Raw genomic sequence first — 23,308 nt, forward strand, 5'->3', positions numbered from 1 at the left:
CAGGAGGCATAGAAATGAAAATTTACCACGATATCGACGCTAATATCGATGTGTTGAAAGGTAAAAAAATTGCTATCATTGGGTATGGAAGTCAGGGACATGCCCATGCAAATAACTTAAAAGACAGTGGATTTGATGTTATCATTGGATTAAGAAAAGGAAAAAGCTGGCAAAAGGCTGAAAATGCAGGATTCAGTGTCATGAATGTTTCGGATGCTTCAAAAATAGCTGATATTATAATGATTCTCACGCCTGATGAGCTTCAAGCAGACCTCTACAAAAACGAAATTGAACCAAATATTAAAAAAGGAGCATTTCTTGCATTTGCTCATGGTTTCAGTATCCATTTTGGCCAGATTGTTCCATCTCAGGATATAAACGTTTTTATGGTTGCTCCTAAAGGTCCTGGACATCTTGTAAGAAGTGAGTATTTAAAAGGGATGGGTGTTCCATGCCTTATGGCGGTTTATCAAGACCCATCAGGCATAACAAAAGATGTTGCACTTGCCTATGCTGTTGGAATCGGTGGAGGTAGAGCTGGAATTATTGAAACAACATTCAAGGATGAAACAGAAACTGACCTTTTTGGAGAACAGACTGTATTGTGTGGAGGATTAAGTGCTCTTATCACTGCAGCCTTTGAAACTCTTGTTGAAGCTGGATATCCGCCAGAACTTGCTTATTTTGAATGCCTTCATGAAGTTAAATTGATTGCTGATTTAATATATGAAGGTGGTATCTCAACAATGCGTTATTCAGTAAGCAATACAGCTCAATATGGAGATTTAACAAGAGGTCCAAGAGTTATAAATGACTCAGTAAAAGCTGAAATGCGAAAAATTCTTCAAGAGATCCAGAATGGAACCTTTGCAAAAGAGTGGATTCTTGAATGCAAAGTCGGTAAACCTTCATTCAATGCCCTTACCAGAAAAGATGAAGAGCATCTCATTGAAAAAGTTGGTGAAAAACTAAGAGATATGATGCCATGGTTGAAAACATCAAAACTGGTAGATAAGTCAAAGGCATGATAAGAAAAGAAGTAATACCTTATTTTGTTGGTGGGTTATTTGTTAGCTCTTTTTTCTATCTAATATGGCTTGAACCTCTTGCAATTGCATCTCTCATATTGTGTGTTTTTTTTCTTTATTTCTTCCGTGACCCTGAGAGAATTCCTCCAGCAGATCCCTATGCAGTAGTTGCTCCAGCAGATGGAAAAATAATTACTGTAAGAAAAAGTAGTGAAAGCCTCTGTTCTTCTGAACATACCGAAATCAGCATATTCATGTCAGCTTTTAATGTGCATGTAAATAGAAGCCCATTTGATGGTATTGTTAAAGAAATAACTCACATACCTGGAAAATTCTTCTCAGCTTTTAAAGAAAAAGCATACAGAGAAAATGAATATATAAAATTAACCTTAGAAACTCCTTATGGAAACATAGTTTTAAGACAGGTAGCAGGATATATTGCAAGAAGAGCCGTTTGTTGGGTAAAAGAAGGAGAAAGTCTTAAAAAAGGACAAAGATTCGGAATGATTAAATTCAGTTCCCGTGTTGATATCTGCCTGCCAGCCAATTTTAAAGTAACAGTGAAAGAAGGAGATAAAGTTAAAGCCGGTAAAACAATAATTGCATCAGTAAATAAATGATACAATCAAGAAAAAAGAAAAAATTCCGGGACACTGATATAAAACCTGCAAAAGGGGTTTATATTCTTCCTAATGCTCTAACTCTTTGTGGAATGTTTCTTGGTTTTTATGCAATTATTGCTGCGATAAATGGTAACTTGATTCATTCTGCATGGGCTATTGTTCTTGCAAATATTTTTGATGGTCTTGATGGCTGGGTGGCAAGATTGACAAGAACTGCTACAAGATTCGGTGGAGAACTCGACTCCCTCTCAGATATTGTGGCATTTGGCATAGCACCATCGATTCTTATTTATAAATGGGGTTTGTATGATTTTGGAAGGATTGGCTTTGCTATTGCTTTTCTTTTTGCAGCCTGTGGTGCATTAAGACTTGCAAGATTTAATATTCAGACAGGAACTATAAAATCTTTTAAAGGCTTACCTATTCCTGGGGCTGCAACAATGATTGCTGCCACAGTGATTTTCTGTCATGAAATCTTGAATATTGCTCCTGAAAAAAATCTATTTTTTCCTGTTATAACACTTATATTATCTTTTATGATGGTCAGTAATATTAAATTTCATGGACTTAAAGAAGTTGATTTCAAAGAGAAAAAACCTTTCTGGCTACTTATTTTTTTCATTCTCTTACTTTTCTTAATAATAATTCATCCACATATTGCAGTATTTATACTTGCCTGTATTTACGTTTTATCAGGTATAATTGAAACTGTTATAATCTTTATTAAAAAAAGAAAAAAACTGGCAAAAAAATTATCTGAAGGTGAGAACCAGAAGACATTAAACACAGAGGTGTACGATGAAAAGAATAAAAATATTTGATACTACATTGAGAGATGGAGAACAATCTCCCGGTGCCTCAATGAACGTTGATGAAAAAATTCAAGTTGCAAAACAACTTAAAAAACTGGGTGTTGACATAGTAGAAGCAGGTTTTCCAATTGCATCTCCTGGAGATTTTGAAGCAGTTAACAGAATATCCAGAGAAGTTAAAGGTATCGTTGTTGCTGGGTTATGCAGAACCCGTGATCAAGACATTGAACGAGCTGCTGAGGCATTAAAACCAGCTGAACAAAAAAGAATACATACATTCATTGCCACATCTGATATTCACCTGAAATACAAACTTCGTATGGATAAACAACAGGTTATTGAAGCTTCAGTCAGAGCTGTTAAAAAAGCCAGGCAGTATACAGATGATGTTGAATTTTCAGCAGAAGATGCCACACGAACAGACTGGGATTATCTGTGTAAAATTACAGAAGAGGTAATAAAAGCAGGTGCTACCACAGTAAACATACCTGATACAGTTGGCTATACAGTTCCTCAAGAGTATGCTGAATTAATTGAATACCTTATAAATAAAGTTCCGAACATAGACAAAGCAATTATAAGTGTTCACTGCCACAATGATTTAGGCCTTGCCGTAGCAAACTCTCTTACAGCAATACTTAAAGGAGCTGGACAGGTTGAATGTACAATCAATGGAATTGGTGAAAGAGCCGGAAACGCAGCACTCGAAGAAATTGTGATGGCATTAAAAGTAAGAAATGATTTTTTCAAAACAGATACTAATATTGTAACACAGGAAATTTACCGGACAAGCAGACTTATCAGCAAAATAACTGGCATGGTTATTCAACCCAATAAAGCAATTGTCGGAGCAAATGCTTTTGCTCATGAGGCAGGCATTCATCAGGATGGAGTTCTTAAAGAAAGAACAACTTATGAAATAATGAAACCAGAGGACATAGGAATTCCAAGTTCCAAAATAGTTCTTGGCAAACACTCTGGAAGACATGCATTCAAGAAGAGACTTGAAGAACTTGGCTTCAGCTTAACAGATGAAGAGATAAATCGTGCATTTGAAAGATTTAAAAAACTTGCAGATCAGAAGAAATATATATTCAATGAAGATCTTGAAGCACTTGTTTCAGATGAGTTTTTAAGAACTGCTGAAGTCTATCAGCTTGCAAACCTTGAAATAAGTGGCGGAATGAATAAAAAGCCTACTGCTACGGTTAAAATAAAAATTAATGATATGGAAAAAGAAATTACTGTTTCCGGTGACGGACCAGTAGATTCTGTGTATAAGGCAATTACAGAGCTTACAAACTCAAAGGCAGAATTAAAAAAATTTGAAATTAAGGCAATAACAGGTGGAACAGACGCTCTTGGAGAAGTAACTGTTATACTTGAAGAAGCCGGACATGCTGTAAGAGGACATGGTTCTGATATTGATATAATAGTTGCTTCTGCAAAAGCTTACATAAATGCATTAAATAAGCTTGCCTTAAAAAATTTGAAGGCTTAATACAAACTGATAGGCTGACCTGCCTGAAGTACCATGCACAAGAGCCCATTCATGGGCTCTTGTGATTAATTCCTCATCAGATAAAATTAACTCAGCTTTTTTGGCATAATGTTTTACAACATTAAGATACTGTTCTTCTGAAAATCTGTAAAAACCTATTCTCAATCCAAATCTTTCAATCAAAGAAGCACGTTCCTGAATGCTGTCCTCAGGGAAGAGTTCATCATCAGTATTTGATATGGATGGCATAAGATGTCTTCTATTAGAAGTGGCATATATAACTGAATTTTCAGGAATCTCTTCAATACCACCATCCATAACAATCTTTAAATCTCTAAACTCCTGTTCATCTTCATTAAAAGATAGGTCATCTATAAAAATAATAAATCTAAAATTTTCATATTCATAAATAAGATCATAAAGATAAGGGATTGTTAGAATATCAGACTTTAAAACCTGAATCATACGTAAAGGAGAATCTTTAAAATAAGTTAAAAGCGCTCGTATAAGAGTTGTTTTACCTGTTCCCCTTTCACCCCATAAAAGGACATTGTTAACCTCCTTTCCTTCAATAAAGGCTTTAGTATTTGAAAGCAACAATTCTTTTTGCCTTTCAATACCTAGAAGTTCGTTAATATCATATACGGGCAGTCTATTAACAATCTTTAATTTTTTCTCTTTACCGTTCCATACAAAGGCTTGATTTTGCTCAAACATAGTCAATTATTATAACATACAATATTTGGCTTTCATTAATAGAAGTTATCTCATAGTTTTAAATTTTCTTAAAAATATAAATTAAACCTTATATCATACCTTAAACCACTCTGACATAGAATGCAATTCTGTAGCTAATTTTGATAAGTTTTCTGCTGCGCGTTTTATTTCACCAATTGAGTTACTTAGTTCTTTTGTTATTATTGAAATATTCTCCATGTTATGGGAAACCTCCTCAGATGCAGATGACTGTTCTTCTGTTGCCACTGCAATTCTCTGTACCATATCAGCAACACCTTCTACATACGATACGATTTCGTCTATGGCTTTCAATGTGTTCTCTACGTGTGCAAGCACTTTCCCTACAGATTCTCTCTCTTCCTTCATAAAGCCAACGGAATCTGAAATCTCGCTTTGCATTGTCTTGACTGTATTTGCTATGTTTTCTGTGGCTACTGTTGTCCTTTCTGCAAGTTGCCTAACATTGTCTGCCACCACAGCAAAACCCTTTCCCTGCTCCCCTGCACGAGCTGCTTCAATTGCCGCATTCAGTGCAAGAAGGTTTGTCTGGTCTGCTATTTCTTTTATCAAAGTTATTATTTCGTTTATCTCTTCTGATTTATGTCCAAGGGATTCAATTTTTGCAGCGGATTCTTTAACTTGATCAGCAAATTTTTGTAGTTCTTCCATGGTTATATGCATTGCATTTTTACCTTGCAACGCTATCTGCTTCATCTTCTGTGCAGCCTCTGCAGTATGCGAAGCATTTTTTGCTACATCAAGTGTTGTCTGAGCCATCTCTGTCATTGCAGTAGCTGATTGTTCTATTTGGACATGCACGTCATTAGAATTTTTTTCAAGTGAGGTGGAAGTTGCCGATAATTCTTCTGAACTACTTGCAAGAGTTCCTGTAAACATCTTCATTTTTCCAACTATTTCCCTCAGATTCTCTATCATCTTACACATTGATTTGTGCACTAACCCAATTTCATCTTGTGCGTATTCTGTCTTTGCACATGTAAGATCACCCTGTGCTATCTGGTCAGCACCCCATATGAGTTCACTCAAAGGTTTTGAAACAGAACGATAAATCCATGAACCAAATGCTATGCCTAGAATAATAGCTCCTATTCCTATGGCTGTAATAAGTATTGTGCTAAATTGCACCATCTTATTTACTGTTCCAATAGCTTTTTCCTGTTCGCCTTGTGCGGTTGTAACTGTTTGCTTACTTTTTTGGGCTTGATTCATAACTATTTCTCTTAATCTTTCCGATGCCTGTTTTGCTTTTTCTTGCATCAAAATCTGATGGCGTATTTTGGATATAATACCATCCTTTGCTAATAATGCTTCTTTAATTGAAGTAAGAGCAATTTTTACATTTCGGAGCATTGAAAGTTCTTCTTTGGCCTCGAGTTTTGTAAGGGCCTTTTCAAGGCTTTTTTGTACAGAATCTATTTTTTCGTATATTGTTCTTATCTCTACCTCCACGCTATCAATATCTTTTGCTGATGTTAGGGTAAAAAGTCTTGTTGATAGCCCTTCTATGGATAGACCGAGAGATACAAGTTCTGAATTCGCTATCAGTACATTGTTTGCTATATTTGCTTGAGTAAAGACTTTATTCTGATTTTCTGTCTCTGATCTGTATTTCTCTTTGGCAGAAGTAATATCACGATCTATTGTTGATATTACGAATGCAAGTTTTCCTGCTATTTCTTTATTTATTATATCGAATCGTTTTTTCTGTTCACCATTGCCCTGTCCAATAATAGCTACCTGAATTTTTACAAGTTCTTCTACTTTATCTTCTATGGTTTTAATTTCCGAATGAAGGTTCTTTGATGCTTGGATGTAGTCATTCTGAAGTGCTTTATTGATAACTGCCCCAACTTTGTCCTTTGCTATTGCCAGTGCGTTTTTATCTTGAGCTTTCTGTATTTCAAAAACTGCAATTTGGATGTCTTTAAGCATTGTTTTCAACAGTTCTACTTCTCTAAGGTGAGATAATATACCTTTTGTGTCTTCAAGAGATGTCATAAAATGTGCCGACCGATTGAGTTGGAGAGCTTTTATCTTTGCATCCATATTTTTCAATCTATTTGAAGCTTCTTTAAGTTTCTGTATAATTGTTCTGTTTGCTATTCTGGCTTCTTCTTCAGCCTTGAGCCTATTTTCGGTAATATCAAAAATTTCGTTTGCTACAAGACTTAATTCATTATAAGTCTCCATTTTTATTCCGCCATATAGAGATTCAAGTGCATTTTGTGTATTTTTTACCTCCGACAGAGACTTCTCTGCCTCAGAGCGGTATATTTTATATTCATCCATGTTTCTTGATACACTAACTTTTACAAGGTCTGCAGTAGCACCATGTATTGCTCTCTGAAATTCAACTGTCCTCATCTGAAATGGGGTGCTCCTCTCCGTGAGATAAAACAGTTTACTCTTAACAAAGCCCATACCTATGATGCTTGTAGCTGCAACTACACCAACTATTATAATAACTATGATTACATTCAGTGTAAGTTTTGTTTTGATTGTCATAATTTTCCTTTTTTAAGTAGTGGCAGAGTAGTCAAACCCTGCCACTCTATTTTTCCCTTACTCTGTAGGATAACCTCTCTTTTTCCAGTCGGGAAGCCCATCTCTGTACCAGTAAACCTTATAACCGAGAGAGTGCAACATTACAGCAACAGATGGTGAACGCCAGCATTTAATTCCATTACAGTACACAATATACTCTTTGTTTTTATCGAGTTTGTCTGCCATAGAAGGCCCTTGTTTAATTAAATCATCACAGAAAAACCATGTTGCACCAGGAATCCTTTCTGTATCATACTGTACTTTAATACGATTATCCAAAAAAACAGCCTTTTTCGACTTCCATAATTCGTATGCCTTATCGCCACTAATATTGGGTATCCCTTCAATTGATGCAGGCATCTCTTTCTGTGCCTTCTCGAGCTCATGAATTTCATTTACCTTGTTCATTACTGCGTCAGGCCATGCAGCAGCGAAAGCAATACCAATTGCAACAAATATTACTACTAACATCAGCCCTAAACATTTTCTTCTGTTCATTTTACCTCTCCTCCTTAAATTATAATTAATTCACCAACGGTGAATTGTCGCCCTATTGTTGTGAAATATATTTCTGCCCTTCTCCTTTAATAAAATCAATTAATTTCTGGACATTAACAGTTGGATTGCCTTTTGTGAGTAACAGTATCGGCATCACTACCTCAGGTACTTCAAGAGCCTTTATCTCTTCTTCCATCCACGTTAGATCGCAAACCGAACATTTCTCTTCATGTGTTCCAGAATATACTGATGTGTCATTAACAATCGCTACAGATCCTATTCCTACTGCTTCAGGATGCGCAGCAACCTTCTGCTTTACGTCTTCTATTGTTAATGCTTCAAGGATATCCCTCCTAGGAGATTCACAATCTAAAATATTTTTTATAAATAAGCTGTTGATTTCAGATGTAAGTGTGCTCCAGACAACTACAACAGGCAGATTTTTACCACCCACATCCTTCCAGTTAGTTATATTACCAGTAAATATTCTTTTTAGCTGTTCTTTTGAAAGTTTTGAAACCGGATTCTCTTTATGGACAAAAATAGCGATTTTAGCTTTCCCTATCACTACATGTTGTAGTGATGTCAAGTCTTTAATCTTCGTTTTTTCCTTTTTCATAGAATCCATCCAATCATTGCAACTAAAACCTATCGTTACAGCATCTACAGCACCATTTTCAAGATCCTCCAATGCAAGCTTGGGATCAGTAAAAGCAATCTGCAGTTTTATTCCTGACTCTCTTTCAAAATGTTTTTTTATTGGCTTCAGAATATTTTCAGCCGACACTGCACTTGCTTTTATTCTGATTTCATCCGCATAAGTACCAACACTTAATGATAAAAGAAAAATTATTACAGCTGTTACTAATAACAATTCATATTTTTTCATATTTCTACCATCCTATTAATTTAATTATAGCCCTGACAATTAAAAATTTTTATTAATATTTTATTAATTATATATATTTTATTAATTATATAACCTGCTCATTATAATTTTTCCACCTTATAATAATATATATTTTAAAAGAGCATATTTATTAAATTGAATATAATTTTAAATTAAAATTGTCAACTCCTCGAAATTCTTTAAAAAATCTTTCTGAAAAAATACTGTTTACACCCATTAGGCTCTATAAAAATTATAATATCTGAACATTATTACGATATTTTCTGCGCTTCTAACGTTATAAAGTTTTCCAGCAATTTCCCTATCAATCTATAAAACTCTATAACTGTATATCGCTGAAGTCTCTGCGCAAAAGCTATAGCAAAAGAATATAAGTGGTCTTTAAGCATCTGTAACTGCAATCCTTTAGCTTTTTCAAGAACAACTATGTAATTGTTGGAATGCGCTTGGGCTTCTTGAAAACATAAATAAGACATAAATTCAAGCTCAAGAGCGATATGGTCTGGTGGCAGAGAAAAATTATCAACAACTTGTAATCCTGATCTGTGATAAAGACGAGCTACCTCGATTGTTGATTCTTGAAGCAGTTTGCCTTCCTTGTAAACTGATTCAAAAAGAGGAACCATTCGTGGTCGAGAAGTATGACAAAGCCTAGTGTATTCTTTCTGTAAGTCCAAAAGATAAGATTCTAATGTTGATTTCTGACCTATTATAACAACGTGACTTATAAACTCATCAATATTAATCTTAATCTGGATAATACCTGAGCTTATATCATCAAGGTTATCTTTGAAAAAATTCATTTCCTCATTAACCTGCTTGGAAAACAATTTATTTATAAATTCTGAATTTGGATAATCAAGAGCCTCTGCAAAGAATGAATAAAAATATATTCTTATATCATGATTCAATTCCATAAACAATCAGGATGGGCAAAAACTTGCCCATCCCCCTCCTTTTAATTCATTCATTGATTCTTCTTTTCTTCTATCTGTTTTCTACGGTCACTGTATTTCTTTAATCCCACATAAACAAGCGTTGCTACAGCAGCCGCTCCCATAATTGTAGATGGTCCTCTTCCTGTTATGGAGTAGCTTGCAACATCTGGATAACCAATATTAACAGGCTTTTCTTTCATAAGCATTATAACACTCGTGCCACCATTCTCTTCCATTCCATACATATATAACTTGTTAGCTTCCGATAGTTTTTGGGCGGTATTTAAAATTTCTCCACGATCTCCAAAAGTAAGCGCACCGGTTGGACAAGCCTCAACACAAGCTGGATTTATACCTTTAAGCACTCTGTGAATGCACATCGTACATTTAACAAATTCCTTTTTCTGTAAATCCCACTGAGGTACATTAAAAGGACATGCTACAACGCAGGTTTTACATCCAATGCAATGTTGGGGATTATGAAGCACTATTCCCTCAGGCGTTTTATAAAATGCTCCACTTGGACATGAAGCAACACAGGAAGGATTCTCACAGTGCATACATCTGTGTTGAAGTAAACCATTGTCCTGAATTAAAACCACTGTTCTTGAAAAACCTCTTGCTGCCTGTTGATGAAGTCTGTTTTCCTGCACGCATTTATAGAAACACGTATTACAACCAGTACAAAATCTGGTATCTATAAGAAATCCATAATTTGCCATTTATGATCTACCTCCTTTCTTTATGCTTACATAAACATCTTCTACCCAGCCCATGCCCGTGGGATCATATTTTTTAACAATATTGGGATCTTTCTGAGGAATTAAATCACCATCACGATACCCAAAACTCTTTGCATAACGGAGCTTAGGTGAACGATGTCCAAGTCCATGAAAAGTTATCACACAATCTTTGCGTGCCACTCTACTGGAAATGTGAACCCGTGCCTTAACAGGACGCGGTAATACAGTCATATATTTGGGATTTGTCTCAAGTGTTACCCAATCACCTTCTGATATACCCATTTCCTGCGCTACCTGAGGATTTATCCAAACACGATCTATAAAATTTTTTTCACAAAGCGACTTAATTACAGGATTATTTAGAAAGTTAGGATCTGCATGCATAGTCCATGGCGCTCTTGTAACAATAAGTGAAAATCTGTAATCTCCTTCAGGTTCTGTCCATCGTTTTGCCCATTTTGGAAGTGGATCATGTCCAGCTTCTAAAATTTCATCTAAGTAAATTCTGATCCGACCCTCTGGACGTCCGTATCCGATTTCTCTAATTGTTCTCCAATTAGGATATGGCCTCTTCTGTATCCAGATCCCTCCCTTTTGTGTTAAGAATTCTTTTGTATTATTGGCAATACCCTGTTTCTTAAGCGCATAATCTCCCGTATTAGTTGGTATAACTTTTTCAGGGTTAGTACTGCCATCAACAGTCCAGTATTCCGGAGCCAAAGCTAATCCTATCTTAACTGCAATGCCACCCCAGCCAATACAGTCTCCAGGAGACTTTTGAACAGCTGACCCAGCTACATAACATGGATACTTTGGATAGTACTGCCTAATATCCAGTTTAGCCTCTTCAAACTGATGTGTGCCAGGCAATATGTAATCACACCAGAAATAAGATAAATCATCCACATACAGATTCCAATCAACAACTAGTTCCATTTTTTCTAGCGCCTTCTCTACCATCTGTGGCTGAATTAGCGCATGCAGTCCTCTAAATGGATTTTTGAAAAAAACACATTTAATTTTTTTAGTATGATATAGCCCATAACCTATAATGCCATAATGACCTGGCGCAGAAAAGTCTTTCTTTTGATAAATATTTTCTGTTACCGAAAATTCATGCCTGAAATCCGGTGCCTCTGCTGGCAGAGGAGGATAAGGCTTTACAGGAGGAGCAATCTCTTCAAGCCACGGTATTTTGACATCAGATAAAAGTAACACTCCACCTTCATGATCAAAAGAACCTCCAAGAGCGTGAAGAATATTAATGGCATGCATCAATCTCCAACTGTTAGCATAATTAGGACCAGCAGGGTCACGCTTAAGATTAGGAATACAACTGTAAGGAGATGCTTTTGCGTACTCTTCGGCAATTCTGGTAATTGCCTCCTGAGGAACCTCACTGATCTTTGATGCCCATTCAGCAGTATAATCTTTAATGCTTTCTTTTAAAAGTTGAAATACAGGATGAGCACTAATATGTTTCCCCTGATATTCAAATTCGTAAGGACCACCTTCTAACGCAGGGTCATCACACTTTCCTAACGGCTCAATTTTTTTATGTGTTTTACACCAGGCAAACCAATTACCTTCGCTACCACCAATATGTAACTGAGTTTTTTCATCAACAAGAGCAGCAGAATCCGTATATTCTTTTAAAAATTTTTCATTGTAAAGTTTACGATCTATAATAATTTTAATCATTGCCAGAGCTACAGCTAGGTCTGTTCCTGGTTTGATCGGATACCATTCATCAGCAAAACCATCAGCAATGGGAGTCTTCATAGGATTAAATATGATAATCTTGGTTCCATTGCGTTTTCCTTCTGCGATATGATTGAGAATTCCTGCTTTTCCACATTTGGTAAAAGAATCAAAGCCAAACCATATCATATACTTAGTGGTACTGTAATCAAACCCCCAAACAGAATGTGTAAGAGTATATGTGCTTGAGTAATACTTATTTGGAGGATTGGTCAGCATAAGAGAATTGATGTAGTAATGAGTTCCGAAACATTCTGTCCGCTGATCGCTTCTCCTAACTCCAAGAGACCTGCAGAGACGATTGGTATAAGGGTCTCCTGGTGAACAGAAAACAATCTCTTCTCTACTGAATTTTTTCATCCGTTGAATAATATCTGTTAAAGCGTCTTGTGTTGAAATTATCACCCATCCAGGATCCTCATTGAGACCCTTTTTAGGATTGGTTCTTTTTAAAGAAACAAGCAGCCTATCGGGATCATACATTGAATCTACAAAAGCAAGTCCCTTTATGCAATACTTACCTCTTGAAACAGGATCATCTTTCCATCCCTCAAGCGTTAAAGCTCTTTCCACTCCACTTTCTGAATCCTTACCAACCACAATATAATAAGCACAATCACATTCACAGGCTCTTGCACATACTTGCGGTATTTTTTTTGTAATCGTGTATTTAAACTCTGTTTCTGTAGCTTCAGCAAAACTGGCAAAAGGTACTAAATTCTTAAAAATTGGAGAAAAACCAGCTAATAAAGCAGAAGTACTCCCCCATTTTAATAATTGTCTTCTGCTTAATTTCGCAGTTTCCATAATATTCCTCCCTTTAATTTATTCTCCTAGCATATCTACTACAGTAAATTACGAGATGTTCCAAGTATGCCAGCTGCAAGAATAAGATATCTCAATGTAAAACCACCTATAAAAACACACAGGCCTGCAAGAATTCCTTTTGATATAAATTTAGGAGAAAGCTCTTCAATCTTTTTTAACTTCCATTCAAGATAAAATGGAGTAACCAATCCTACAACAATTACTAAAAACCAAAATGATAAAGACAAAGCCCCTGTTAAAAGACGATTAACTGAAGCAATTGCTGCAGCATTTGATGACCAACCCATTGAAACCAGATAAATTATTAGAATACATGTTTCAATGCCTATTCCCCACATATCAGCATGGCAGAGAAATTTCAAATTTTCAGCCTCTTGATTAATATCATGTTTCTTTGAAACAAAACCAAAAACTCCAATTAAAACTGCACTAATTCCAGTGGATATAGCCGAAGCTAGAAAGAGCAATGGCACCAGAAAGCTATTCCAGAAAGGAACACCTCTGACGTCCCAGAGTAAAACTCCAGTGTAAAAAGCTGTTAAGATAGCAAGAACAAAACCTGTACCCCACAGTAAGCTTCCAGAAGATAATTTTTTATTTCTAATATACCCAAGCCATTGAATACCACAGATAAAAAAGAAAAGTGTTAAGATCCAGGTTCCTGCTGCAATAACTGAACTATAAGGCCGTAAAAAAGCGTATACGAAGTTCATAGGCCTTCCTAAATCAAGAAATAAAAAAATAATACTCAAAATCAGACATGGAAGCGTTATTAAAATCCCTGTTCGAGTTGTTAAATTATCATCACCTCGTTTGTACCAGGCAAAAAATGCACTCAAATAAGCTCCTGCTGATACCCCTGCTAAAAAAAGATAAAGGGCAATCAGCCAACCCCAGGCTGTTTGGAGTTCTAGCATAACTTTGCCTCCTTTCTCTTTTACTTACACTAAATAAATTTACATCTTGTTTCCTCTGACCAGAAGCTGTTTTTTAAATCCTTCTCTGGCATCTTAGTTTGTACAATATAACCGTTTATCCTTTTTTTAAATGCATTAAACTCCTAATCTTTTCTCCTAACTTTTTCATTAAAAAATATAATGCAAGAATAAAGCCAAAATGCATCTCAAAGAAAATAAAGCATTTACAAAAATGGAATCTTAATAAACTGAAACAAATGATTGCATTTTTATTAATCTTTTATATTAAAATTTTCAAACCATATGAAAATACAATATTTAACCAGTTTTTTTTAAATAAATTGCAACATTATATTGCGTATTATCATATCGATAGATTTAAATTAACTAAAAGCTAGTATTTTTCAGAATAGTTACTATCAATGAAATGAAAATATTTGTGGCAGCTTATAGTTAACCTTGAATATTTTAATTTTTCAAATTCTACTTATAAGGAATACCATACTTTGATCTAAGAAGTTATCCTTATCTCATAAGAAACTCCGAAGCCATGAAAGACCAAGGCAAATTGAAACTATAAAAACATTGTATATCCATCTTGATTGTTTATCTCTTCTAACTACACGGTATTTCTCTGCATTAACTGTTTAAGATGCCTAAAAATTAAGAAAGACCTTAGGGTTGAAGGATGATGAAAATTGAAAACAGTCAAGTCAGTATATTGCAAACAAAATTCAAGATGATTATAATTAATTATCCAATAATGTTTTAGGAGGATAGATAAGTGGTTAAAAAATCTATACATTTTTTTTTAATTTTTCTGTTTCTTTTCTTATTTAAAAATAATGCCTTTGCAATTGATGAAATTCAAGAATGTTTTAATTATATTAATGCACAGGACTATAACAGAGCTATTTCTGTTGGTCAAAAAGCCGTAAATCTTTATCCAGCAAGTCATCTTGCTTATTTCTGTCTTGGAGAAGCTTACTATTTAACAGGAGAAATAAGTGATGCTATTGAAACTTTAAAAAAAGCGGAACAATACTCATCCTCAGATTCTGATTTAATACATGTTTATAACCTGCTTGGACTTATATATCATAATAAAGGTGAACTTGATAAAGCTCTCTCTCATTATGAACAATCTTTAAACCTTAAAACTAATGAAAAAGACAAGATTCCTGCTTACAATAACATAGCTAATATTTATTCTGATAAAGGTGATCTTAAACAAGCAATAGAATACCTGCAAAAAGCTATGGACATTTCTGACAAGTATGATGATTACCAAAGTTTTGCACAAGTTGAAATTAATCTTGGGAATACTTACAGGAAAATGAAAGACTTTGACAATGCTCAAAACTATCTTTTTGATGGACTAAAACGAATTCAGAAAATAGGAGATACATTCTGGGAAGGCATTGCCTATAAATGTATTGGATTTATGTATATGGATCAGGGAAATAAAACACCTGCAGAGCAATACTTAAACAAAGCTCTCGAAATTTTTAAATCAATTGGAGCACAAAAAGAATTAGAAGAGGTATCACGTTCTATTACATGGCTTAAATCTCAATCAAAATAATCAATACATATTGAAATAAAAATGAAAAGGAATTACAACGATCAGTTCCTTTTCATTTTGCCGCCTTATTGTAAAAAACTAATTTTTATTATTATGATTGATTTTATTCTTAAAATAAACCTTAAATTATACTGAGAATTCTTTATAAGCACTCTTTGGAGCACCGCATACAGGACATTTCTCTGGTGCTTCATTCTCTACTGTATGCCCACACACAGGACATATATAAACTTTTCCTGCTGAATAGTCTTCATTTTTATCAACCAGTGTCTTTGCTTTTTTATACATCTCTGCATGAATTTTTTCAGCTTCTAAAGCAAATTTTGTGCTTCTTTCTGCTCCATTTTCATTTTGAAGTTGAGCAGTATTATTATAAACAGGATACATTTCTTCAATTTCAAAATTTTCACCATCTATACATTGTTGAACATTATTTGACATATCCTTGAGTAATCCCAATTCCTTATAATGATTTCTGGCATGGATATATTCAGCATAAGCTATGGCCCTGAAAAGATTTGCAAGCTTACTAAGTCCTTTTTTCTCTGCTTCTTCAGCAAAGATTGTATACTTCATATGAGCCATACTCTCTCCAGCAAATGCATCGTATAAAAATCTTTTCGTCATTTCTCTCATTTTCTTTTCCCTCCTGAATAAAACTTTATAATTTATATTATATAATTTTTGATATAGTTTTATCCAAATATATTATTTGTCATAAATTAGCATCAAATATTTTATATCACTTATGTTGCTTTTAAAACTAATTTAAGTTATGTTTCATTTTTCAAAAAATTTCTCTTAAATATAAGTCAGGTTTTCATTTTGAAATTATCAATTTTTTTAGAAATGAATGAAAAAATAATTTTAAATTAGCTATAAAAATGAGAAACTACCCGCCATACTCTGTTATAGTTATAGCGGATAGCTTCTATTTATTTATTCTTCTTATAAACAAGGTTAGATTAATCGACTTTTATACCGCTATCTATGCGATCACCTATTTCTTTATCTATATTGCGCCAGTATTCAATAGCACGCTTTAACACAGGTTCAGAAACTCCGTTTTTCAGACTGTCTATCACGTTAGATACCAGTCTTTCACGCTGGGCATCATCCATAACTTTGCGTACAAGTGTGCCAGCCTGACCGAAATCATCATCATCTTGTCTTCTGGTATATGCAGCTCGAATAAATTCACCACTTGCGCTCCAGACAGCAAGTTCCGGGTATCTTTCAGGATCGGCCTTGGGACCTCCTTTGGAGTTTGGTGCATAAACGGGATCAGAGACTTTGTCAATACGCATGGCACCTCCTTTGCTGTAACTGTATACAGGGCTCTTTGGTCGATTGACAGGGATCTGCTTGTAGTTTACTCCAAGTCTTGCCCGATGAGCATCAGCATAAGAAAGCAATCTAGCAAGAAGCATCTTATCAGGGCTCGGTCCAATACCCGGTACAAGGTTATTGGGCTCAAATGCTGCCTGTTCAATCTCAGAATGAAAATCGCCTGGATTACGGTCAAGTATGAGCTTTCCAACCTCATACAGTGGATAGTCACTATGTGGCCAGACTTTAGTCAAGTCAAAAGGATTGAACCGGTAAGCCTCAGCCTCTTTAAAAGGCATAATCTGTATTTTGAGTGTCCAGCTTGGGTAATCTCCTCGATTGATTGCATCAAACAGGTCACGGCGGTGATAGTCAGCATCTTTACCTGCAATTAAGTCTGCCTCCTTCTGTGTGAGATTCTCAATGCCCTGGTCAGTCTTAAAATGGTACTTGATCCAGAACTTCTCACCTTTACCGTTTATCCACATGTAAGTATGGCTTGAGTAACCATTCATATGCCTGTAGCTTTTTGGAATTCCACGATCACTAAAAAGAATGGTGACCTGATGAGCTGATTCAGGAGACAGAGTCCAGAAGTCCCACTGCATATCATTGTCACGAAGCCCGTTGTCTGCACGACGCTTTTGAGAATGAATGAAGTGCTGGAACTTCATTGGATCACGAATAAAAAACACTGGAGTATTGTTTCCTACCATATCGTAGTTACCTTCTGTGGTGTAAAATTTCAGTGCAAAACCACGCACATCTCTCCATGTATCTGGACTGCCACTTTCACCTGCAACTGTTGAGAATCTGGCAAGCACTTCGGTTTTCGTACCCGGCTGAAATACAGCTGCCCTTGTGTAATCGCTTACATCATGGGTTACCTGGAAGTATCCAAACGCGCCTGAGCCCTTAGCATGAGGCTGTCGGTCAGGAATCATCTCTCTATTAAAATTTGCCATCTGTTCCATAAGATAATGATCATGTAATACAATCGGTCCATCGGGTCCTACAGTAAGAGAAAACTCATCGCTGGATACAGGAATGCCTGCATCATTAGTTAAAATTTTTTCATTTTTGTCCTTCATAAAAATGCCTCCTATTTAATATTAATTATAAACTCTATGGTATATAAATGAATGCAACAATGTCAAATCATTTTTTTATAATCTTTTTTAAAAGATTGTCTTTTAAGAATTCGCTAATTTTGTATTCATAGTTCAAAATTTTAAAACAATATTTAAAACTCTAAAAGATGACAAAAAGGGTTATTTTAAAGTAATACAACCAACTTCATTATTTATAAAAATAAAATATAAATATTGGAGTTTATGATTTTCTGTCAGATTGTACTGTATTAATCAGTTTTTTAAATGAGTTTTTCTAAACAAACTTGGTTCTTTATTTAATTTTGTTTTTGAAATGTTAAACTACATTTGAATAATAAATCGCATAACAGGTAACTATCCATATGCAGCCTATATTAAAATTTTATTTTTATATAACGAAATTATTAATCAACAAGTAATTGTTCAATTTTATAAATACTCTTCCTTCCTGAAAATACCTTTTATTTTTTCTCTACTCACATACCTTTTTACATTATCTATGGCATGTTTTATTGCAATTGTAATAGCCTCCGGAACCATTGCAGAATTATGAGGACTACCTATAATATTTGGAAGGTCAAGAAAAGGATAATGCATCTCAAATTTCCCATGCCTGAAAGGTTCCACCCACCAAGCATCAATACCTGCTTTAAAATCAGGATGCGTTTTCAAAAATTCATAAAACACTCTTTCTTCTATTATCTCTCCTCTTGCTACATTGACAAGAATTGCATCTGGCTTCATCCATAATAGTTCTCTTTCACCAATCAATCCTTTTGTTGATTTTGTAAGTGGAAGTGATATAACTATAACATCAGCATTTTTAAGTACATACTCAAGGTCTTTAATTGTGCCAATAAAATCCACATTTTCATCAGTTTTACCACTGGTATTTAATGCAAAGATTTTACAGCCAAATGCTCGCATAAGATTAGCAGTTGCTTTGCCTATTCCTCCAAATCCAATAATTGCACAGATAGAACCTCTCAATGACTTGTTTAGCTTATACTGGTCAAAAATACCCTGCTTGAGTTTATTGTGTGCATCTTTAAGGTCCTTTGCTAATGCTAAAACCATAGCCATTACATGTTCAGCCATAGGAAGTGAATATGCACCCACATTGCCTGCTATATTAAAATCCATATTTAAAAGTTCAGCAGGAAGATGATCGCCGCCCGCAGAGAGCAACTGCATGAATTTAATTCTCTTCATAAGGGAATACTCCTCATTGTTAAATTCCCTGAGAGGGTTCCATGCCAGTATGATATCAGAATATTCTATAGCTCTTTTTCTATCAAGAGCCTCATCTAAATATGAGATGTCGCATAAATCCATTAATCCATCATTAATTAATTTTTTCTGGTTTAAGTCTGTCTTAAAGCTTACAAGAAGATTCACTTTTTGCATAATTACCTATACCTGCCCCTCTCATATTGAACTGGGATTATTTCATCAGCCTTAAGCCTGTAAGCCGCATATATAGGCCAATATGGACGTCTCAGCAGTACTCGACCCAGCGCCACTAAATCTGCTCTTTGATTCCCTATTATCTCCTCAGCCATATCTGGCGCATCAATAAGTCCTACTGCCACGGTAGATATACCAACCTGTCTTTTTACTGCTTCAGCATAACCTATCTGATAGCCGGGATAGAGATCAATTCTCGGAGATAAAAGACCTCCTGAACTGCAATCAACAACATCTACAAGTTCTTTTACAATTTTCATAATCTCTATAGTTTCATCTATATCCAGTCCTCCTTCTACAAAATCTGTAGCAGATACACGCACAAATACAGGCATGGATTCAAATATATTTTTTCGAACTTCTTCAAGCACTTCTTTTAAAAATCTCACTCTATTTTGTCTTGAACCTCCATATTCATCCATCCTTTTATTAGACAACGGTGAGAGAAATTCATGAATGAGATAACCATGCGCTGCATGAACTTCAACTGTGTCATAACCAACTTTTACAGCTCTTGCAGCAGCCTGTCCAAATGCTTTAACTATTTTCTTTATCTCTGTTTTGGTCAATTCTATAGGCACAGGGTAATCATCGCTCCAGTGCATGGAAGAAGGTGCTACTATCTTTTCACCTTTAATCTCGCACTTTCTTCCTGCATGAGCTAACTGCACACCCATTTTGCATCCAATTGAATGAACAAAATCAACTATTTTTTTAAGTGGCTCAATATGGCTATCATCCCATAAGCCAAGATCATTTGCTGTAATACGTCCTCGTTTTTCTACTGCTGTGGCCTCCTGCATAATGAGTCCAACGCCACCAACAGCTCGTGTGGCATAATGCACAAAATGCCAGTCAGTAGCCCTGCCCTCCTGTCCTGCGGAATACATGCACATTGGTGACATCATAATACGATTTTTAAGCTTTAACCCTTTAACTTCAAATGCTGTAAATAATTTGCTCATTAAAACCACCTCCTTGATTATTATACATCGATCACAATTTAAACTAACAGAAATATTGATAACTAATAATCCCCAATATTAAGGCAAACCCTGAGAATTTGACAAAGATTTCTTGTATTATTTATTATCATTACAAGAATCGTTTATTGGCGGACGTAGCTCAACGGTCAGAGCACTGGACTGTGGCTCCAGGGGCTGCGGGTTCGATCCCCGTCGTCCGCCCCAGTTTAATAAAGTAATCTCGCAGGATAGTAATCTCCATGCCCTGGAAGTATTATTAAACCTTTACCCTTTTCTTTTAATCTCTCGTCAATTTCCTTGCTTATCTCTGTAAGAATTTGCATCTCTTTGCGGAATACTCTTGAGTCTGCATTTGTACTTGTCATTAAAAATTTTGGAATATTCAAAATATTTTTTTCTTCCTGAACTAAGCTTGGAACATAGAGAAGATAATCTCCTGTAAAAATTAATCCAGCAGAGTCGGATAAGAAAAATACCTGCCCTGGAACATGTCCACCCAGACTTTCTATGACTTTAAATTGAAAGCCACCAATGTTAAAATAATCAATAACTCTAAAGTCTTTGATTTTCTCTTTAGTTTCATTGTTAAAGGCTGTCCAATATTTTGGAAACCTACATTCAGTAAGTTCATGTACAAGAATTGTAAAGTAATGGTTCAATTCAACCAGAGGTGTTATAGCTCCAAATGCACGATTTTCGTTGTCTATAATTTCTTTAGAAGTTTCATGCATAAAAATTTCTGTACCGAATTCTTCTTCAAAATATCCACTTAATCCAGCATGATCTGCATCTGCATGAGATATGTATATTTTTTTTATCTGTGATGGGTCAATGTCATTTTCTTGAAGCATCCTCTTAACATCTTCATAATAAACTCCATAGGAACCATCAATCATTACAAAGGTATCATTTTCTTGAAAAATATAAATGTTTCCACCGGTTGGTAGCTTAAACGAATGTAGTAAAATATCTCCAAATGGAAGCGTGGGAAGTCTATTATATGAAAATTTTTCGCCTGTTTTTGTTCTTGATGAGATTGCAAATGCTAGTATATTGGCAAAAATTTGTCCTGCTTCAAGATTTCTTCCTGCTTCTTTATTGAAGTTAATCAATATGTCAGAGAGATACTTTGATGTATTTATGATTTTTTGTATTACTTCAACATCTTCTTTATTAAGTATTTTTCTAAGCTTTAAAAAGAACCTTTCTATTAGATTAAGCCCAATAATTCTATTGGTGTTTTCCTTATCTCCTCCAGAGTATTCAAGGCTGTAGTAGTAAGCAGCTTCGTTCATTTTCTGTAAAAGGCTATTAATCTGCTCTGTATTTTTTATATAGAAGGCTATATCGGCTTTGTTTTCTGAAATCATTTGATTGTAAATCATGTAAACAACATTTGCTTCATGTTCTTTAAGTAAATTTGCAAAATGAGCAAGAGTTCCGGGTTTATTTTCAAGATATACAGAAATCTTAAGAATGTTATTAATATCTGTTATTTGTAGATGTTCCTCAAATAGTTCTTCAAATAGTTTTTCCTGTTGAAATTTTGTTCTGAGTGATTCAAAAGCCTCTATTTCAGAATGTTTCCCTTCAACAAGAACAAGATTTGGATGTTCTGAACGATTATAATAAAAATAAGTTATATTGACTTCGTTTTTTGCAAATAAATATGCGATTCTTGCAAGAAGACCGGGTTTGTCAGGTACATATATTTTTGTTTTACATAAAAATAAATCTGACTCTGGTGAATGCCATATTTGAAACATAATTCATATTCTATCACAGCAAGATTAAACTTTATCAATTTATATTAGGTTCTAAATACTGCTTAATAGCAAAATCGCGTATGAGATTAATGGGTATCAGATCTTGTAGTTAGACTGGGTTGATAATCAAATATTTTTCATAAATAACGGTCCCAACGGGATTCGAACCCGTGTTTTAGCCTTGAGAGGGCTACGTCCTTGACCGGGCTAGACGATGGGACCTTCCGTCCACTGGGGAGAGAGGATTCGAACCCCTACAAGCAGATCCAGAGTCTGCCGTCCTGCCGTTAGACGACTCCCCAATTTCTTAATATTTTAAAGGTATATCATAAAAAATCTTATATTGTCAAATTTTATGAAGAGTTTTTTAATCCCTGAGTGTCAAAATGATACGAAAATATTACAATGCTCTTTTCTGTATCACAACACATTCTGGGCTGATTCTGATCTCCGGTTAAATATTGTATTTTCATAAGGCTTTTTCTTTTTATAGTTTGATAGTTTTAATTTATAATTAAAGTGAACCCCATTGTCAAGACAGAAAACAAGCTTTTTAAGGTGTATTATTTATTCTAAATATGGAGCAGCTCAATCTTAATGATTATATAAAAATTGTATTTATTGGTTATAATATTAGGTTTTAATTTGCTACAGGTAACTCCAATAAAGCGGAGAACTTAGATATGGAAAATACTTTTAATGCTAAATATAATCGTTTTTTTTATTTTTTCTTTTATAGCGGTTGGGCTGCCATTTGGATTGCATCTCTTTTTAGACATACCAAAGCATTTCTATGGACAGGAGACATTTTATTATTCATCTCTCTTGTATGTTTAATAAAGTCAAATCGCTTAAATATCTTTTCTCTTTCAAAAATTCTTAGTATTTTATTGGGACTTTTTTTAATCTGTCTTTTATGGTTTGTCATTATCAGCCCTTACCCTTCAGCTTCGCTGGAAGCTTTTTTATTAAATTATTTTTTTCATATTTCTTTATTTTTTCTTGTATTAATAATTATTTTAATTAGCAATTCCATATCTTTCATATTCTGGTTAATACCATGTATTGCAATTATAGCATCGATTGTATACGACTTTTCTTTTGTGTTTATAACTTGTAATTTAAACCTTACATGTGCATTAAAGTCAGGATTATATTTGTTAAACTCACATAACTCAATATTTAAAGGTCTTGTTATCAC

Annotated in this window: 19 protein-coding genes and 3 tRNA genes; 6 read left to right on the plus strand and 16 right to left on the minus strand. The window is 34.8% G+C overall.

Annotated features, from left to right (window positions below; translation table 11 throughout):
* Nucleotides 1-14: 14 nt before the first annotated feature.
* From ilvC to G581_RS0103600, 4 genes are read left to right on the plus strand one after another with little or no spacing between them, the layout of a single operon-like run.
* Nucleotides 15-1,028: a ketol-acid reductoisomerase gene (gene ilvC / locus G581_RS0103585; RefSeq protein WP_028844644.1), complete on the plus strand. Its 1,014-nt coding sequence runs from the start codon at nucleotides 15-17 to the stop codon at nucleotides 1,026-1,028.
* Nucleotides 1,025-1,648 (plus strand): phosphatidylserine decarboxylase family protein, encoded by a 624-nt coding sequence (locus G581_RS0103590; protein WP_028844645.1) that lies wholly within the window; start codon nucleotides 1,025-1,027, stop codon nucleotides 1,646-1,648. The genes ilvC and G581_RS0103590 overlap by 4 nt, the downstream gene beginning before the upstream one ends.
* Nucleotides 1,645-2,472: a CDP-diacylglycerol--serine O-phosphatidyltransferase gene (gene pssA / locus G581_RS0103595; RefSeq protein ID WP_028844646.1), complete on the plus strand. Its 828-nt coding sequence runs from the start codon at nucleotides 1,645-1,647 to the stop codon at nucleotides 2,470-2,472. Before G581_RS0103590 ends, pssA begins: the two co-directional genes overlap by 4 nt.
* Nucleotides 2,450-3,964, plus strand: coding sequence for a 2-isopropylmalate synthase (locus G581_RS0103600; protein ID WP_028844647.1), 1,515 nt, complete (start codon nucleotides 2,450-2,452; stop codon nucleotides 3,962-3,964). The genes pssA and G581_RS0103600 overlap by 23 nt, the downstream gene beginning before the upstream one ends.
* Here the strand turns inward: G581_RS0103600 and G581_RS0103605 are convergent.
* The 8 genes from G581_RS0103605 to nrfD form a co-directional block, all read right to left on the minus strand.
* Nucleotides 3,944-4,681, minus strand: coding sequence for an ATP-binding protein (locus G581_RS0103605; RefSeq protein ID WP_028844648.1), 738 nt, complete (start codon nucleotides 4,679-4,681; stop codon nucleotides 3,944-3,946). The genes G581_RS0103600 and G581_RS0103605 overlap by 21 nt on opposite strands.
* 93 nt (nucleotides 4,682-4,774) lie before the next feature.
* Entirely contained in the window at nucleotides 4,775-7,228 is a 2,454-nt protein-coding gene (locus tag G581_RS0103610; RefSeq protein WP_028844649.1) for a methyl-accepting chemotaxis protein, read from the minus strand.
* 57 nt (nucleotides 7,229-7,285) lie between these two features.
* Nucleotides 7,286-7,765 (minus strand): rhodanese-like domain-containing protein, encoded by a 480-nt coding sequence (locus tag G581_RS11540; RefSeq protein ID WP_051178785.1) that lies wholly within the window; start codon nucleotides 7,763-7,765, stop codon nucleotides 7,286-7,288.
* A gap of 52 nt (nucleotides 7,766-7,817) precedes the next feature.
* Nucleotides 7,818-8,654, minus strand: coding sequence for a substrate-binding domain-containing protein (locus G581_RS0103620; protein ID WP_028844650.1), 837 nt, complete (start codon nucleotides 8,652-8,654; stop codon nucleotides 7,818-7,820).
* Nucleotides 8,655-8,926: 272 nt separating this feature from the next.
* Entirely contained in the window at nucleotides 8,927-9,478 is a 552-nt protein-coding gene (locus G581_RS11545; protein ID WP_169368367.1) for a TorD/DmsD family molecular chaperone, read from the minus strand.
* Between the two features lie 164 nt (nucleotides 9,479-9,642).
* Nucleotides 9,643-10,335 carry a 4Fe-4S dicluster domain-containing protein gene (locus G581_RS11550; RefSeq protein ID WP_051178786.1) on the minus strand — a complete coding sequence of 231 codons (693 nt, stop codon included), beginning with the start codon at nucleotides 10,333-10,335 and terminating at the stop codon, nucleotides 9,643-9,645.
* Nucleotides 10,336-12,924, minus strand: a complete 2,589-nt coding sequence (locus tag G581_RS0103635) for a molybdopterin-containing oxidoreductase family protein (protein ID WP_028844652.1) — start codon at nucleotides 12,922-12,924, stop codon at nucleotides 10,336-10,338. It lies immediately after the preceding gene.
* A 38-nt stretch (nucleotides 12,925-12,962) separates the two neighbouring features.
* Complete coding sequence (nrfD, locus tag G581_RS0103640) at nucleotides 12,963-13,862, minus strand: NrfD/PsrC family molybdoenzyme membrane anchor subunit (protein ID WP_028844653.1); 900 nt, start codon at nucleotides 13,860-13,862, stop codon at nucleotides 12,963-12,965.
* A 784-nt stretch (nucleotides 13,863-14,646) separates the two neighbouring features.
* On the opposite strand from nrfD, the gene G581_RS0103645 reads away from it, so the two are divergent.
* Complete coding sequence (locus G581_RS0103645; RefSeq protein WP_028844654.1) at nucleotides 14,647-15,447, plus strand: tetratricopeptide repeat protein; 801 nt, start codon at nucleotides 14,647-14,649, stop codon at nucleotides 15,445-15,447.
* Between the two features lie 126 nt (nucleotides 15,448-15,573).
* Here G581_RS0103645 and G581_RS0103650 read toward each other — a convergent pair whose 3' ends face one another.
* The 4 genes from G581_RS0103650 to namA all read right to left on the minus strand — a co-directional run bounded on the left by G581_RS0103650 (nucleotide 15,574) and on the right by namA (nucleotide 20,320).
* The gene (locus tag G581_RS0103650; protein WP_028844655.1) at nucleotides 15,574-16,083 is read right to left on the minus strand and encodes a rubrerythrin family protein; all 510 of its coding nucleotides are present in this window, start codon (nucleotides 16,081-16,083) and stop codon (nucleotides 15,574-15,576) included.
* A gap of 329 nt (nucleotides 16,084-16,412) precedes the next feature.
* Nucleotides 16,413-17,867, minus strand: a complete 1,455-nt coding sequence (locus tag G581_RS0103655; RefSeq protein ID WP_028844656.1) for a catalase — start codon at nucleotides 17,865-17,867, stop codon at nucleotides 16,413-16,415.
* Nucleotides 17,868-18,317: 450 nt separating this feature from the next.
* The gene (locus G581_RS0103660) at nucleotides 18,318-19,295 is read right to left on the minus strand and encodes a 2-hydroxyacid dehydrogenase (RefSeq protein ID WP_028844657.1); all 978 of its coding nucleotides are present in this window, start codon (nucleotides 19,293-19,295) and stop codon (nucleotides 18,318-18,320) included.
* A gap of 2 nt (nucleotides 19,296-19,297) precedes the next feature.
* A complete protein-coding gene (gene namA / locus G581_RS0103665) occupies nucleotides 19,298-20,320 on the minus strand; it encodes an NADPH dehydrogenase NamA (protein ID WP_028844658.1) in 1,023 nt (340 codons plus the stop codon).
* A gap of 149 nt (nucleotides 20,321-20,469) precedes the next feature.
* On the opposite strand from namA, the gene G581_RS0103670 reads away from it, so the two are divergent.
* Nucleotides 20,470-20,545, plus strand: a tRNA-His gene (locus G581_RS0103670).
* Between the two features lie 2 nt (nucleotides 20,546-20,547).
* Here G581_RS0103670 and G581_RS0103675 read toward each other — a convergent pair.
* From G581_RS0103675 to G581_RS12145, 4 genes are all read right to left on the minus strand, one after another.
* Nucleotides 20,548-22,107 (minus strand): MBL fold metallo-hydrolase, encoded by a 1,560-nt coding sequence (locus tag G581_RS0103675; RefSeq protein WP_028844659.1) that lies wholly within the window; start codon nucleotides 22,105-22,107, stop codon nucleotides 20,548-20,550.
* Between the two features lie 147 nt (nucleotides 22,108-22,254).
* Nucleotides 22,255-22,329: transfer RNA gene (locus G581_RS0103680), tRNA-Glu, on the minus strand.
* A gap of 9 nt (nucleotides 22,330-22,338) precedes the next feature.
* Nucleotides 22,339-22,409 (minus strand) — tRNA-Gln (locus tag G581_RS0103685).
* A gap of 680 nt (nucleotides 22,410-23,089) precedes the next feature.
* The gene (locus G581_RS12145) at nucleotides 23,090-23,308 is read right to left on the minus strand and encodes a hypothetical protein (RefSeq protein ID WP_169368369.1); all 219 of its coding nucleotides are present in this window, start codon (nucleotides 23,306-23,308) and stop codon (nucleotides 23,090-23,092) included.

Origin of the sequence: Thermodesulfovibrio thiophilus DSM 17215, from assembly GCF_000423865.1 — a bacterium.
GTDB classification, from domain to species: Bacteria; Nitrospirota; Thermodesulfovibrionia; order Thermodesulfovibrionales; family Thermodesulfovibrionaceae; genus Thermodesulfovibrio; species Thermodesulfovibrio thiophilus.

What these genes read in the sequence shown, in the direction of transcription:
- ilvC (WP_028844644.1), top strand. Translation starts at nt 15, where the DNA reads ATGAAAATTTACCACGATATCGACGCTAATATCGATGTGTTGAAAGGT.
- G581_RS0103590 (WP_028844645.1), top strand. Translation starts at nt 1,025, where the DNA reads ATGATAAGAAAAGAAGTAATACCTTATTTTGTTGGTGGGTTATTTGTT.
- pssA (WP_028844646.1), top strand. Translation starts at nt 1,645, where the DNA reads ATGATACAATCAAGAAAAAAGAAAAAATTCCGGGACACTGATATAAAA.
- G581_RS0103600 (WP_028844647.1), top strand. Translation starts at nt 2,450, where the DNA reads ATGAAAAGAATAAAAATATTTGATACTACATTGAGAGATGGAGAACAA.
- G581_RS0103605 (WP_028844648.1), bottom strand. Translation starts at nt 4,681, where the DNA reads ATGTTTGAGCAAAATCAAGCCTTTGTATGGAACGGTAAAGAGAAAAAA.
- G581_RS0103610 (WP_028844649.1), bottom strand. Translation starts at nt 7,228, where the DNA reads ATGACAATCAAAACAAAACTTACACTGAATGTAATCATAGTTATTATA.
- G581_RS11540 (WP_051178785.1), bottom strand. Translation starts at nt 7,765, where the DNA reads ATGAACAGAAGAAAATGTTTAGGGCTGATGTTAGTAGTAATATTTGTT.
- G581_RS0103620 (WP_028844650.1), bottom strand. Translation starts at nt 8,654, where the DNA reads ATGAAAAAATATGAATTGTTATTAGTAACAGCTGTAATAATTTTTCTT.
- G581_RS11545 (WP_169368367.1), bottom strand. Translation starts at nt 9,478, where the DNA reads ATGAATTTTTTCAAAGATAACCTTGATGATATAAGCTCAGGTATTATC.
- G581_RS11550 (WP_051178786.1), bottom strand. Translation starts at nt 10,335, where the DNA reads ATGGCAAATTATGGATTTCTTATAGATACCAGATTTTGTACTGGTTGT.
- G581_RS0103635 (WP_028844652.1), bottom strand. Translation starts at nt 12,924, where the DNA reads ATGGAAACTGCGAAATTAAGCAGAAGACAATTATTAAAATGGGGGAGT.
- nrfD (WP_028844653.1), bottom strand. Translation starts at nt 13,862, where the DNA reads ATGCTAGAACTCCAAACAGCCTGGGGTTGGCTGATTGCCCTTTATCTT.
- G581_RS0103650 (WP_028844655.1), bottom strand. Translation starts at nt 16,083, where the DNA reads ATGAGAGAAATGACGAAAAGATTTTTATACGATGCATTTGCTGGAGAG.
- G581_RS0103655 (WP_028844656.1), bottom strand. Translation starts at nt 17,867, where the DNA reads ATGAAGGACAAAAATGAAAAAATTTTAACTAATGATGCAGGCATTCCT.
- G581_RS0103660 (WP_028844657.1), bottom strand. Translation starts at nt 19,295, where the DNA reads ATGCAAAAAGTGAATCTTCTTGTAAGCTTTAAGACAGACTTAAACCAG.
- namA (WP_028844658.1), bottom strand. Translation starts at nt 20,320, where the DNA reads ATGAGCAAATTATTTACAGCATTTGAAGTTAAAGGGTTAAAGCTTAAA.
- G581_RS0103675 (WP_028844659.1), bottom strand. Translation starts at nt 22,107, where the DNA reads ATGTTTCAAATATGGCATTCACCAGAGTCAGATTTATTTTTATGTAAA.